Raw genomic sequence first — 13,786 nt, forward strand, 5'->3', positions numbered from 1 at the left:
TCATGACCACGCGACAGGTACTCTATCTCTCTCACGGCTCCCCCGACCTCAGTCTGACCGACCACCCGGCACGCACCTTCCTGAAGGAACTGGGCGGGCGTTTGCCCAAACCGTCCGGCGCGCTGGTGATCTCGGCACACTTCGAGACACCCGGGCTGGTTGTCGGCGGCGCCAGGCAGCCCGAAACCTGGCACGACTTCCACGGTTTCCCCCACGCGCTTTATCGCATGCGTTACCCGGCCCCCGGCATGCCGGAGACCGCCGAGCGGTTGGTGGCAGCACTCGCCGCCTCGGGTATCGAGGCGCAACTGGACCCCGAGCGGGCGCTGGATCACGGCATCTGGTCGCCGCTCTCGCTGCTCTGGCCGCAGGCGGACGTTCCGTTGATCCCGATCAGCGTGCCGACACGGACGAGCACACCCGCCCAGCTCGAGATCGCCGCAGCACTGGGACGCTGGGCGCAGCAGAACGACTTCATGCTGATCGGCTCCGGTGCCGCCACTCACAATCTCGGTGACCGGCACTTCGTTCACGACGCGCCCGACGCGTGGGCCAGGCGATTCCACGACTGGGTCATCGACATCGCCGCACGCGGCGACCTGAAAGCGATGCAAGACTGGCAGGCAGCGGCCCCGAACGCACGTTACGCCCACCCGACACCGGAACATTTTCTGCCACTGCTGATGTGCCTCGGCGCGATGGAAGGCCAACCGCTTCGAGCGCTTCACGAGAGTTTCATGTACGGCAACTTGAGCATGTTGGCGCTGGGGAGCGATGTGACAATCAGCGCGAATAGTCGTCCATGACACGCTGATACTGGCTGGGTGAGGCCCCGATATGGCGACGGAAGAACCGCGTGAAATGCCCTTGTTCGGTAAATCCCAACGCCAATGAGAGTTCCCCCAGAGAACCATGGGGATTATCCGATAGACCTTGAAAAGCGGAACGCATCCGTCCCATATTGGCCAGCATCTGCGGCGTCATGCCGGTCGTCTTCTTGAATAGCGAATAGAAGTGCGCGCGTGACAGACCACACTGGCGGGCGATGGCGTCGATATCCAACTCGCCGAGCGGTGCCTCAAGAATGATTCCGGTCGCGCGCCGAATACGGGCATCGTAGAAGTCATTGGCGAGTCCCGCCCTCAAACGGGCCAGATGATGCCAGTCGGAGTGCTTCTCCATGATCGAGATAAGGAGATCGAAAAGCATACTCTCCATTTTTTCCCGCGGTTTGGGGCCGAAACTCATCATCTCGTCGATGAGAATATCTGCCTGACGACGCATGCGTGGCGTAAGCTCGATACACGGCTGCGAGAAGAAATCGGGGCGCGCACTGGTCGAAAGATCGGTCTTCAATGCCGCCAGCCAACGAGGTTCGATATAGAGCGCCAGGATCACGCTTTCGGACTCACCCGTCTGATGATCGTAATAGTGAGGCTCCCAGGCGTTCACCAGTACAGCGGTATCATCGGTCAGAGGCAGGCGCCGGCCACGAACCGAGAAGAATGTATTCTGCCCCGTCGCCTTGAGTAGTACATGACATTCCGAGTGCGCGTGCGGCACCAGCGGCTCGTCCATATCCAGCAGGGCGATCCGTCCGAAACCACCATGAAAAATTCGATAAGCATTCGACATTGTGTCTTGAAGCCCAACCTAAATACGTTGCTGCCTTAGCTCATAGCCTATCATTCGGGCTTCTGGTGCAGCGCGGCATTGAACCAAAGAAGAAGACGCTTTCCACCGAAGAAGTCCAGCCAATTCTCCACTAGCAACGGCTTCGTCAATGTGCCTGAATGTTCATCGAATCGTTACAGGTCTGGAGTGCCGATGCCTTCCCACTTTCTCGAACTGCCCCACGCCAGCCTTGAATATGCACGCTCAGGAACACCACTGAATGACACCCTGACCTATGTGTTCTTGCACGAAGGCCTCGGCTGCGTCGAGCTATGGAAGGGTTTCCCCGAACGGCTCGCCGAGACGCTAGGCCGGGAAGCGATCCTATACAGCCGTCAAGGCTATGGCCGCTCCTCTCGACTATCGCTGCCACGCGCCCCCGATTACCTCGAAAACCAGGGTTGCCTGGAGTTACGACTGGTTCTAGACGCACTGGAGTTGGAAGATATCGTTCTGGTCGGTCATAGCGACGGAGCGACGATCGCCCTCGCCTACGCCGCCCAGTTCTCCGATCCTCGCATTCGCGGTGTCGTCGCCATGGCTCCCCATGTCTTCGCCGAGGACCGATGCATCGAGGCGATCCGAGCGACCACCCGACGCTTCGAGCAAGGAGACCTGCGCCAACGGCTTGAACGCTACCATGGCGACAATGTCGATGGCGCCTTTCACGGCTGGAGCGACACCTGGTTATCCCCCGCTTTCTCTGACTGGGATATCACGTCATTACTGAGCGGTATCGAGGTTCCATTACTGCTGATTCAAGGCGAAGACGATGAGTACGCCAGCTCGAAGCATGTTGAGCTCGTTCGGCAGCATGCCAAAGCCAGTTGCCAAACGGTCTGGCTGCCTCAATGCGGCCACGTGCCCTATTTCGAACGCCAGCAAGATACGCTTCTATCTATCCTGACATTTGCCCACACAATCGGGACGGCAACCTGAGCAGCATCGAGACATCACCTTCAGTGCTCAGCCGCCGGACCGGCCGCTTCCCGATGCTTCCGTGTCTTTGCCGCTTCACCAAGCAATTCCGATACCAGAATTCCCGCCACCAAGGCCCAGAAAGGCGAGCTGATACCCAGTAGACTGAGCTTACTCATGGCTACGACCAAGGCGACGAAGGCACCAACCTGATAACCGACCGACTTGGTGAAGGCTTGCTGGAACGCCGCCAGCAACACGCCGATCATCGCCACACCGGCGACGCTGGCAATCAGCGCCTTGGGCAGCGCGAGAATCAGCGGCACCGCCATTCCCGCGAACAGACCGAATAGACAGAAGAGCACCCCATTGACCAAGGTGGCGCCAAATCGTTTGTCTCGGTCATCGCCGGCCTGCTCGGAGGCGCAGATCGCGGTCATTGGTCCGGCTATGTTGGCATTGTGACCACCCAAGGCACCCGCCAGGATGCCACCGATGCCGCTGATCACCGTCATCGCGTTGACCGGAGGCCGGTAACCTTCAGCCATCAGCACACCGGTGGCCTGGGCGTTCTCGGCGCCGATCACCAGCGCCGCCAGAGGCACCGATATCGCCATGAAGGCGTCGAACGAAAAATGCGGCAGCGTGAACTGCGGCGCTACCATGGCGATGTCCACGTCGGCCGACTGCACCGCACCGCTGAAATAAGCCACGACGAAGCCGACCACCGCGGCGACCAGAACCGGCGGCACCGAATTCAGGAAACGGGACGCCAGAAAAAACGCAACGAGTGCCGTGCCAGCAATCAACGGCGCTGCGCCAACGGACTCCACGGCACCCACGCCGAACCGAATCAGCGCCCCGGCGATCATGGCCATGACGATTGGCATCGGCAGCCAGCGCATGATGCGACCGATCAGCCCGCTGACACCGAGCAGCAGCACGATGACACCGCTCATGATGAAAGCCCCGACGGCCTCGGCAAACGGGATCGAAACCAGGGCGACGCTCATGATGGCAGCGCCTGGGATCGAGTAAGCGCCAGTGATCGGCTGGCGGTACCGTATCGCCATGACCAGGCTGATCAATCCTCCCAGGAAGTAGACCGCGAACAACCAGGCCACGGTTTGACCGTTGGTCAAATGACCGGCGTTCGCGGCACTGATCACGATCAATGCCGGCCCGGAGCAACCGAATAACGCCGCGACCACGCCGGTACTGATGGCCTTGACCGAAAGCGCCCTGGGTAGCTCCTGCCAGAAGCCGGTCCGGTGGTCCGCTGAATGTGAGGATGGAAGCTGCTCGTGAGACATGGCGTGACTCCTCATGATTATTATGTTGTTTATCGATGCAGGCGGATCCGTCGCGAGGGTTTACTCTCCGCGGAATATCGCCTTGCGTTTGGCGTGAAATGCCTCGACTCCCTCGCGGAAATCCTGCGAACTTCGCAGGCGGCTGTAGCAGTGCCCTTCCATCTCGATGGCGACCGCGAGCGGTGCGTCCTCGTTGTCGTTGATCAGCTTCTTGGCAGTGCGTTGTGCCAGCGGCGAGAAGCGACGCAATTCGTCGACCAGCGACTGCGTGGCGGCTTCCAATTGGTCGTCTGCCACGCACTCGGTAGCGATACCCCATTCCAGAGCCTGGGCCCCCGAGATACGTTTGGCGCGCATCACCATGTGCTTGGTGCGGGTGATACCGATGATTTTCTGCAGCCGCGCCGACCCGCCCGAGCCGGGAATCTGTCCCAGGTTCTGCTCAGGCAAGGCGTAGAGCGTGGTCTCCGAGGCGATACGAAAATCGCAGGCCAGCGACAATTCGAAACCGACGCCGAAGGTGTAGCCGCGGTTGACTGCAATCACCGGTTTCTCGCAGCGCACCGGAGCCGCCACGTTCCACGCCAGTTTGGAGACGTGCTCGGGCGAGGCTTCGAGGAAGCCTTTGATATCGCCACCGCTGGAAAAGTGCTCGCCTTCCGAACGCAAAACGATCACGCGCACGCCATCATGGGCATCCAATGCCTCGAATACCTGGCGCATCACCTCGCGCTGGGGCATGGAGATCACGTTCAACGGTGGCCGTTTGAGGACAATGTCCGCACGCTCGTGTTTGGTGTCGACGTGGACCTCGAAACCATCGAACTCGGAAGCCAGAAAGTCCTGTAGAGAATGTTGATTCATTGCATTCTTCCTATTGATTGCTCGAAAGCGGATTAGTTGGCCTGCACCTGGTCGGCACGCTCGGTGAGCAGCACGCGGCGCAACACCTTGCCGACGGCCGACTTCGGAATCTCTTCGACGAAGAGATAACGACGCGGGCGCTTGAACCGCGCCAGCCCGGCGGACACGCAATGACGGCCCAGTTCTTCCTCGCTGATTGGTTCGCGACATTTGACGAAAGCGGCGACGACCTGGCCCCACTGTTCGTCGGGCAAACCGGCGACAACGACCTCCTCGACCTTGGGATGTACCGAAAGTACGTTCTCGATTTCCGCCGGGCTCACGTTTTCGCCGCCAGTGATAATCAGGTCATCAACCCGACCGGTGACGAACAGGTCGCCGTCGGCATCGAAGTAGCCGGTATCGCTGGTGAAGTACCAGCCCTGCTTGATCGCCTTGGTATCGGCATCGGGACGCCGCCAATAGCCTTGGAAAGCCTCGTCGCCGGCGAGATCGGCGATGATCTCGCCCTCTTCGCCGGGCGGCAGTATCTCGTCGGGCGATTCGGCACCGACCCGAACGACGCGGATGCGCTGGTTGAGCGAGGCGCGTCCGGAGGATCCCGGTTTCCGATTGGCACGCTGATCGATGGTGAAGGTGTAGATCTCCGAGCAGCCGTAGTGATTGACGAACAGACTCGGTTGGAAAGCTTTCTCGACCCTGGCCATCAAACCGGCACTCATCGCGGCACCGGCAAAGCCGATCTTGTCGACACTGGCGACCCGTGAAGATGAAAACTCGGGGTGTTCAATCAGCATGTGATAGAGCGTCGGCACCAGATAGAGATTGGTGACGCCCTCGCGTTCGATCGCCTCCAACGTCGCTAGCGGATCGAATTTGGGCACACACACGAAGTGACCGTCGATCAGCGTCATGGCCAGCAGCGAACGCACGCCCATGGTGTGATACATCGGCATCACGCCGAGCGTGCATTCGTCGTGGCGATAGAGGTTTTGGGCAACATGCGCCAGCGCTGCGGCGCGCTCGGCCCGATGGGTACGCGGTACGCCCTTGGGTTTGCCGCTGGTGCCGGAGGTGTAGAGCATTATCGAGACATCTTCCGGTGAGGCACGCAGGATCGTCTCCCCCGGCGCCCCCAACAGCGCCTCGAACGGCGTCACGCGATCATCCCGAGCGCCATCGACGACGATCCGAGGCAAGGCTCGCGCCTCGGGACAGGCCTCGACCGCCTCGCTGCCGGAAGCATCATAAGCCAACGCGCGAATGTCACCGTTATCGAGGCAATAACGCACATCCTGCGCGGTCGAGCGCCAGTTGATCGGCGTCACGACGATGCCGGCGAACTGGCAAGCCCAGTGCAGCGTGGCCATCTGCCAGCGGTTCTGCATCACCACCAACAGCCGGTCACCCTTGTCCAGCCCCAGATTCCCCAAACCTCGCGCCACGCTTTGAATATCTTCGAGCCAGGCGGCGTAAGTGCGTCGGAAAGCACCGTCAGACACCGCCAGCGCCTGCGGACGACGCTCCACCGTGGCAAGAAAACTGCGACCTAGATCGAACATGCGTCGTTCTCCCGTCGATTGGCTTGCTGGCGAGCACGCGCGACCTGCAGCACGGCCTGGACAATGCCGGTATAGCCAGTGCAACGGCACAGATGCCCCGATAGCATGTCGCGCACCTGTGCCTCGCTCGGATCGGGCATGCGGCCCAGAAATTCATGGCATGACATCAGGATGCCAGCGGTGCAAAACCCGCACTGCAGCGCGTGATGCTCGTGAAACGCGCGCTGCAGATCATTCAGTCCTGTTTCCCCTGCCAACGATTCGACCGTCTCCACGCTGCGTCCATCGGCCTGTATGGCGAGCATCAGACACGAACGAGTCGCCCGTCCGTCGACGAGGACGGTGCAGGCGCCGCAAACGCCGTGCTCGCAGCCCACGTGGGTGCCTGTCGCGCCAAGCTCGTGGCGCAGGAAATCACATAGCTGCATGCGCGGTGCGGCACAGCCGCTTCGCTCCCTGCCATTGAGCCTGAAGGTCACGCGATGCAGTTCATCGCCTCGTACGTGCATCGGCACTCTCCTCTGCGGCTTGCTGTTCAAAAGTGGGCTCCTCCAGAATCAGGCGCCGTCCCAGCTCGCGGACCAGATGGCGTCGATAGGCGGCACTGGCATGGGCGTCATCCTGAGCCCCTAGCGACCACGCCAGATGGTTGAGGGCTTCGTCGAGATCGTCATCGAGGGATAGCGTGCGCACGACCGGTCGGTCGGCGACGCCACCCACGCCAAGGTGAACTTCCGACTCGCCGATATCGGCGGCCAGCGCGACGATGGCGAAGTCGCCATGACGCATGGCGATTTCGCGGAAGCGATAGGCGTGGCCTTCGCGCTTGAGTGGAAAGCGCACTTCGGTGATCAGTTCGTCGGGGCGACGTGCCGTGGTCAGCACGCCCTGAAAGAAGTCAGCGCCAGTGACCCGCCGCGTTTTTCCGCGGCGCGTCTCGAGCACCACCTCGCCCCCCAGCGTCGCCAGGCACAGCGGTAATTCGGCACTGGGATCGGCATGGGCGATGGAGCCGCAGACGGTGCCACGGTTACGTGTCTGGAAATGCCCTACCCAGGGCAAGGCCTGCGCCACCAGCGGCAACTCGTCGACCAGAGCGGCGTACTCCAGCAGTTCAGCCTGCGTAGTCGCGGCCCCGATCGCCAGATGATCGTCGCGCCGCTCGATGTAGCGCAGTTCGTCGATGGCACCGACATCGATCAGTATTTGCGGCTGGGCCAGGCGCATGTTGAGCACCGCCATCAGCGACTGGCCGCCAGCGACAAGGCGGGCCTCGTCGCCGAACTCGATCAATCGATCGATGGCTTCCTTCCGCGTCTGCGGACGGTAATAATCGAAAGCGCAAGGTTTCATGACTTGCCTCCACCCTTGCCGAACCGGCCCAGCAGACGCTGCAGCAACGGTTGTCGAACCCTGCCGCCGCTGACCTGTTGCGATAACCGCGAAAAAATCTGACCGATAATCATCTTCGAGGCACTGGAGAGCATGCGTCCGCCGACCGAAGCGATCTTGCCGCCAATCGTCACCTCATAGTCGTAGTCGAGCCGGGTATGGCCACCCTCGACCTCGCTCAGGCGGATCTGCGCCGCGCCGTTGGCGTTGCCCATGCCACTGCTCCCGGCGCCGGAAAGACGCAGCGTGTGCGGAGGATCGAGCTCGCTCAGCTCGACGCGGGCATCGAAGCGGGCCCGAATCATGCCCACGCCAACAGTGACATCGGCGCGATAGGTGTTCTCGCCGGTGAGTTCCAGCGCATGGCAACCGGGAATGATTGCCTGCAGCGTGGCTGGATCCAGAATGCTGTCGAAGACTTGCTGGGGCGAAGCGGGAATCTCGACACTATCGCTGGCGGTCAACTTGGAACCGTCCCCGGCGGTCGAATCCACCGGCTCTTCACCAACCCCTTCAGGTCGCGCTGGTTCGTTGATGCCCAGCAGCGTGCGGACTTTCGAGGGCGTCAACGGCAATTCGATAGCACTCGGCTCGACGCGTTCACCTAGCGCATCGGCTACCGCATTGGCGATGCACACCGGCGTACTCATGTTGTTGCCTTCACCGACCCCCTTGGCACCGAGCGGCGTGAATGGCGACGGCGTCTCCATGTGCAGAATCACCGGCTCCGGCACTTCCATACTGGTCGGGATCAGGTAGTCGGCCAGCGTACCGGAGGCGAAACTGCCATCGGCGCCATAGCTGAATTCCTCATAAAGCGCCGCTCCGACGGCCTGGGCGAAGGCGCCGCGTACCTGTCCATCCACCAGTTGCGGATTGAGCATGCGGCCGGCATCGTGCAGCGTCACGTAGCGATCGATACGTACCTGGCCAGTGACGGTGTCGATCTCGACGCCGCAGTAGTCGAAGATGAAGCCGTAGCAGAGCGAGCTGTTGATGCGTTCGTCATCGTCCGGCGCGGTCAGCTCGGCGGGGGTCCAGAAGGCCGTCTCGCGCAGGCCGCCGGCTTCGCTCTCGGGCAGCGTGCCCGGCGCCCAGTGGGTGGCGCCGGCGAGGCGGTGGAACGAGGCGGAATGCGCCCCATCCAGAGTGAATACACGGCCTTCGGCAAAGCGCACATCGTCTTGCTCGACCCGCCACTGCGCAGCGGCAATCGCGGCCAGACGCGTGCGCACCTTGAGCGCGGCCTTATGTACGGCTCCCGCCACCGCGCCGGCGAAACGGCTGGAGTAGTTGCCCGAGGCGATCGACCAGGCATCCTTGCCGGTATCCAGTTCGACATCGACGCGTATGGCTTCGATGGCGATACCGAGTACCTCGGCCACGACCTGGGCAACCACCGTACGATGGCCCTGGCCCTGCGGCGTCGAGGAGACGTGAACGCTGACGCCGCCGAGCGGATCGACGCTGATCGTCGCGGTACTCACCGCACCGTTCTTGGGCCCGGCGCGACGCCGCTCCTCCGGCGTCATCGCCATGGTGATGTAGCCCATGTTGGAGATCGACGGCTCCACCGCCACGCAATAACCGATGCCGTAGAGCCGCCCTTCGCGGCGGGCGGCGTCGCGGCGCGCACGCAACTCGGCGAGACCGCCCTGCTCGACACCCAGCTCGAGGCCACGTGCGTAATCTCCCGAGTCCAGCAGCGCCCCGGCGGCACAGCGGTAGGGAAAGGCATCCGCGGGGACGAGGTTGCGCCGGATCACTTCCAGCGGATCGAGGTCGAGCTCGATCGCGATCCGCTGCATCAAGCGCTCGAGGGCGAAGTAGACCTGCGGGCCGCCGAAGCCGCGGTTCAGCCCGCTCGGCGTCTTGTTGGTCATCACGATGCGATTGCGAACCGCGAGATGGGGAATCGCGTAGGCACCAGTGAGATTGCCGTGCATGCGATAGGTCGTCGCCGGCTCAGGCGCGCGCAGGTACGCTCCGCAGTCGTCCAGTTGGTCGAAGCGCAGCGCGGACACCCGCCCTTCGCGGTCGAAGGCGGCGTCGATCGTGGTGACCCGATTGGTGGCCGAAGATGCGCCTTGTAAATGCTCCAGGCGATCCTCCACCCACTTCACTGGCGCCCCGACCTTGCGTGCCGCCAATCCCATCATCACGACATAGGGGAAAACGCCCTGCTTGATCCCAAAGCTACCGCCGGAATCTGGAGGCGTGCGCAGTCGCAATCGATTGGCGGGCACCTGCAAGGCGCGCGCCATCACCGAATGAATCGCGTAAGGCCCCTGAAAATTAGCCATGACATCGTAGCCACCCTCTGCGGGGTCGTACTGGCCTAAAACGACATAGCACTCGATTGGCGTACAGGAACTGCGCGGGTAGCGTACCTTGAGCGAGAGCGTGCGATCCGCCGCCCGAAATGCGGCCTCGGGTTCACCGTAGCGGAAGTGACGATCGTTGACGACGTTATCGCCCACGGCATCGTGCAGCAGCGTCTCCCGGTCACCGGCCGCCGCTTCGGGATCGACAAGCGCGGGCAGAATCTCGTATTCGACCTTGACCGCGTCTAGCGCATCCTCGGCCAGATAACGGTCTTCGGCGATGACCACTGCCACCGGCTCACCCACGTAACGAACCTTGTCGACGGCCAAACACCAATGCTCCATGGGCTTACGCACTCCCACAGGGAACGGTAACGCCCAACGCTTGACGTCTTCGCCAGTCAATACATCTCGCACCCCCGCCATCTGCAAGGCTGCGTCTATATCGACCCGCTTGATCTCGGCATGAGCATGGGGCGAGCGAACGATCGCCGCATGAAGAGTCCCGGGTGGCGTGGCGAGGTCGTCAGCGTAGCGTCCCAGCCCTCGCAAAAGCGCTTCATCCTCGACACGAGCCTGACGCTTGCCGATATAGGAGCGCTGCTGGTTCTGGTCGAGCAATACTTCTGAATGCATCGAAAACTCCCCGATGGGCATGGCCCTGTGCTGGGGAGTCTATGAGCGTGAGTAATTTGGATGCATTGCCTATCGATACGGGATTTATCCCTGGAGTCGGAAGATTTACCTCTGAGTCTGATTTCGAGACCAAAGTTTAATAACGGAAATCAGAAGAGGCAGACTTCAGCGCTCGGCTAGGCAGACGGGAGAGAACTCAGAATTTGGAGAGAAGATACGTCCGAAATGACCAACGCCTCCGCTTCGCAAGACAAGCGAAGGACGTCGGGAAGAGGCTAAACAGCTGGACGAAAAGCAGCGAGGGGAAGCAAGAATAACGACAGTCAGTCCCGGAAATTATCGTACTGCAGCGGCAGGTCCGGGCCGTCCTCGCTCTTGAGCAGCGCGATCGCCTGTTGCAGGTCGTCGCGCTTCTTGCCGCTGACGCGAACCTTGTCGCCCTGGATCGCGGCCTGGACCTTGAGCTTGGAATCCTTGAGCAGCTTGACGATCGCCTTGGCGTCGGGCTGTTCGAGGCCCTGCTTGAGCTTGATCTGCTGGCGCGCCTTGACGCCGGAAGTCTGGGCGTCCTGGATATCCATGCAGCGCGGGTCGATGCCGCGGGCGATCAGTTTGTTGCGCAGTACGTCGATCATCTGCTGGAGCTGAAATTCGGCGTCCGCCTCGATCGAGACGGTCTCGCCTTCCAGCGTGAAGCTGGCGTCGACGCCGCGAAAATCGAAGCGGGTCTGGATTTCACGACTCGCCTGGTCGACGGCATTGGTCGCTTCGTGGCGATCGAATTCGGAAACGATGTCGAAAGATGGCATGAGCCTCGGTCCTCAATCAAAAGTGGAGCCGCGATGCGACCAGAATCGGTCCGCGGCCGGTATCAGTCGGCAGCCGGCGACTCGGGCGGCTCGGGCGGGTCGAGTCGCTTATCCATCTGCCAGGCGGCACAGCCGTCGGCATAATAGTCCTCCAGCCAGCGATGAGCGATGAACCCCATCCGGCGGTAGAGCCCCATCGCCACGCGATTGTCGGCGCGAACTTCCAGCAGCATGCGCTGGCTGCCCCGCTCTCGCGCCGTATCCTCCAGCGCCTGGAGCAGTTCCCGTCCCAGGCCGGTACCGCGAGCGGCCGGATCGACGCAGAACGAGTAGAGTCTGGCCGTGGTGCTGTTGCGCCGGAATAGTAGCGTGCCGTAACCGATGACTCGCTGGTCTTCGGCGACCGCCAGCAGATTGGCGGCGTTGGCCCGGGTCAGCAGGTGTGCGAGTTGGCGGCGGCTGAAGCGATCACTGTCAAAGCAGCGTTCTTCCAATTCATACAAGGCGTCGCAATCGGCAGGCAGGCCGTAGCGAATGGTGCGGAGCATGCGTGCGCTCTCATCTGATTCATCTGGGATCTGGGTGCAGCCACGGCCTTCGTTCGACCGGGACCGCGCCGGTGGCCCGTCAGGCGGGCAGTCGCCGAGGCGATGACGCCGACGATGCTGAAATTATTTCACGCCGGCAACGACTTGTCGCCGCCTTCACATCATCGCATGCTATTTCCCTTTTGCAGCCCCGGCAGCTTGCCGCATCGATCGCCGACCACCCCAACGGGAAGATGTCGGAAAAGGAGCCACCGATTCATGTCACGCCTGCGTATCGTCGTTGATCGCCTTGCCGACTGGCAACCTTACTACCCCTCCGAGGATCTGATCAGCGCCGATGAGTTTCTCGCGCTGGATGGCGCGGCAACGGCGGATGACGCCACGCACGTCATCAACCTGTGCGCCAATCTCGACTATCTGGAAACCGGCTATTACGTTTCGCTGCTGGCCCAGGCGCGCAACCAGCGTGTTCTGCCCAGCGTGGAAACGCTCAACCAGCTCTCGCGCAAGGCATTGATCGACATGCAGCTGGCCGCCATCGACCCGCTGTTGATGGAGCTGAACAAGCGCGGCGTTCTTGAGGGCGAATCCTTCACGCTGCGCGTCTTCTTCGGCGAGTGCCGGGAACCGGAGCTGCAGCGCCTGGCGCGGCGCCTGTTCGAGCGTCTGCCCCACCCGCTGCTGGAAGCCCGCTTCGAGAAACGCCAGAACGTCTGGCGCCTGGCGCGGCTCAAGCCCATCGCGCTGACAGCGCTGCAGTCCGGCGAGGAAGACCTGTTCGCGACGGCGCTGAACCGCCATTCGACCCGGGTCTGGCGCACGCCACGCGCACGCCGTCGCTATCGCTTCGATCTGGCGATCCTGATCGATCCGGAAGAGAAGTTGCCGCCCAGCAACAAGGGCGCGCTCAAGCGTTTCATTCGCGCCGGCCGGCGGCTGGGCATCGATGTCAGCCTGATCACCCATCGGGACGCCGGCCGGCTGGCCGAGTTCGACGCCCTGTTCATCCGCGAGACGACTCGGCTGGACCATCACACCTACCGCATGGCCAAGAAGGCCGAGCACGAGGGGCTGGTGGTGATCGATGATCCTCAGTCGATCCTTCGCTGTACCAACAAGATCTTTCTCCACGAGCTGCTGGGCACTCACAAGGTTCCCGCGCCTCGCGGCCAGCTGCTTCATCGCGGCGACATGAGCCGACTGGACGAGAAGCTCGCCCATCTGGACTATCCGCTGGTCCTGAAGGTGCCGGACGGCGCCTTTTCCAAGGGCGTGGTCAAGATTCGCTCGCGTGAAGAGCTGGAGGCGGAAGCGCCCAAGCTGTTCGAGTCTTCGGCGCTGCTGCTGCTGCAAGAGTGGCTGCCGACCGACTTCGACTGGCGCATCGGCGTGCTCGACGGCCAGGTCCTCTTCGCCAGCCGCTACTACATGGCTCGCGGCCATTGGCAGATCTACGACCACTCCAGCGGCAAGACCCGCAGCGGCGGTTTCACTACCCACGATCCGTCCGAAGTGCCGCCGCAGGTGGTCAAGGCGGCGCTGCGGGCGACCAAGCTGATCGGCAACGGCCTCTACGGGGTCGATCTCAAGCAGATCGGCGATCGCGTGGTAGTCATCGAGGTCAACGACAACCCCAACCTGGATGCCGGCGTGGAAGACGTGGTGCTGAAGGATGCGCTCTACGAGCAGGTCATGTCGGTATTTCTGAAGCGCATGGAGCGCCAGCTCGAGCACAAGCCGCGCTGA

Annotated in this window: 12 protein-coding genes; 3 read left to right on the forward strand and 9 right to left on the reverse strand. The window is 62.1% G+C overall.

The annotated features are described in order from the left end of the window. Nucleotides 1–2: 2 nt before the first annotated feature. On the forward strand, nucleotides 3–806 hold the full coding sequence (locus R3F72_RS09880) for a DODA-type extradiol aromatic ring-opening family dioxygenase (RefSeq protein WP_332779551.1): 804 nt from the start codon (nucleotides 3–5) through the stop codon (nucleotides 804–806). Here the strand turns inward: R3F72_RS09880 and R3F72_RS09885 are convergent. Further along, nucleotides 784–1,635: an AraC family transcriptional regulator gene (locus tag R3F72_RS09885; protein ID WP_322527669.1), complete on the reverse strand. Its 852-nt coding sequence runs from the start codon at nucleotides 1,633–1,635 to the stop codon at nucleotides 784–786. The genes R3F72_RS09880 and R3F72_RS09885 overlap by 23 nt on opposite strands. Before the next feature lie 78 nt (nucleotides 1,636–1,713). Here R3F72_RS09885 and R3F72_RS09890 point away from each other — a divergent pair, with 78 nt between their 5' ends. Next, a complete protein-coding gene (locus R3F72_RS09890) occupies nucleotides 1,714–2,613 on the forward strand; it encodes an alpha/beta fold hydrolase (protein WP_332779552.1) in 900 nt (299 codons plus the stop codon). A gap of 20 nt (nucleotides 2,614–2,633) precedes the next feature. On the opposite strand, the gene R3F72_RS09895 is transcribed toward R3F72_RS09890, so the two are convergent. From R3F72_RS09895 to rimI, 8 genes are all read right to left on the reverse strand, one after another. After that, on the reverse strand, nucleotides 2,634–3,905 hold the full coding sequence (locus tag R3F72_RS09895) for a benzoate/H(+) symporter BenE family transporter (protein ID WP_332779553.1): 1,272 nt from the start codon (nucleotides 3,903–3,905) through the stop codon (nucleotides 2,634–2,636). 60 nt (nucleotides 3,906–3,965) lie between these two features. Next, nucleotides 3,966–4,769 carry an enoyl-CoA hydratase/isomerase family protein gene (locus R3F72_RS09900; RefSeq protein WP_087718916.1) on the reverse strand — a complete coding sequence of 268 codons (804 nt, stop codon included), beginning with the start codon at nucleotides 4,767–4,769 and terminating at the stop codon, nucleotides 3,966–3,968. 32 nt (nucleotides 4,770–4,801) lie between these two features. Next, entirely contained in the window at nucleotides 4,802–6,331 is a 1,530-nt protein-coding gene (locus R3F72_RS09905) for an AMP-binding protein (RefSeq protein ID WP_332779554.1), read from the reverse strand. Then, nucleotides 6,319–6,840 carry a (2Fe-2S)-binding protein gene (locus tag R3F72_RS09910; protein ID WP_332779555.1) on the reverse strand — a complete coding sequence of 174 codons (522 nt, stop codon included), beginning with the start codon at nucleotides 6,838–6,840 and terminating at the stop codon, nucleotides 6,319–6,321. The genes R3F72_RS09905 and R3F72_RS09910 overlap by 13 nt, the downstream gene beginning before the upstream one ends. Further along, nucleotides 6,821–7,684, reverse strand: coding sequence for an FAD binding domain-containing protein (locus R3F72_RS09915; protein ID WP_332779556.1), 864 nt, complete (start codon nucleotides 7,682–7,684; stop codon nucleotides 6,821–6,823). The genes R3F72_RS09910 and R3F72_RS09915 overlap by 20 nt, the downstream gene beginning before the upstream one ends. Beyond that, nucleotides 7,681–10,683, reverse strand: a complete 3,003-nt coding sequence (locus R3F72_RS09920; RefSeq protein ID WP_087718912.1) for a xanthine dehydrogenase family protein molybdopterin-binding subunit — start codon at nucleotides 10,681–10,683, stop codon at nucleotides 7,681–7,683. The genes R3F72_RS09915 and R3F72_RS09920 overlap by 4 nt, the downstream gene beginning before the upstream one ends. A gap of 323 nt (nucleotides 10,684–11,006) precedes the next feature. After that, on the reverse strand, nucleotides 11,007–11,492 hold the full coding sequence (locus R3F72_RS09925; protein WP_087718911.1) for a YajQ family cyclic di-GMP-binding protein: 486 nt from the start codon (nucleotides 11,490–11,492) through the stop codon (nucleotides 11,007–11,009). Between the two features lie 62 nt (nucleotides 11,493–11,554). Continuing rightward, nucleotides 11,555–12,040 (reverse strand): ribosomal protein S18-alanine N-acetyltransferase, encoded by a 486-nt coding sequence (gene rimI / locus R3F72_RS09930; RefSeq protein WP_087718910.1) that lies wholly within the window; start codon nucleotides 12,038–12,040, stop codon nucleotides 11,555–11,557. Nucleotides 12,041–12,298: 258 nt separating this feature from the next. Here rimI and R3F72_RS09935 point away from each other — a divergent pair, with 258 nt between their 5' ends. Beyond that, nucleotides 12,299–13,786 (forward strand): RimK family protein, encoded by a 1,488-nt coding sequence (locus R3F72_RS09935; protein ID WP_087718909.1) that lies wholly within the window; start codon nucleotides 12,299–12,301, stop codon nucleotides 13,784–13,786.

This window comes from Salinicola sp. 4072 (assembly GCF_036663415.1).
In the GTDB taxonomy this organism is placed as follows: domain Bacteria; phylum Pseudomonadota; class Gammaproteobacteria; order Pseudomonadales; family Halomonadaceae; genus Salinicola; species Salinicola salarius_A.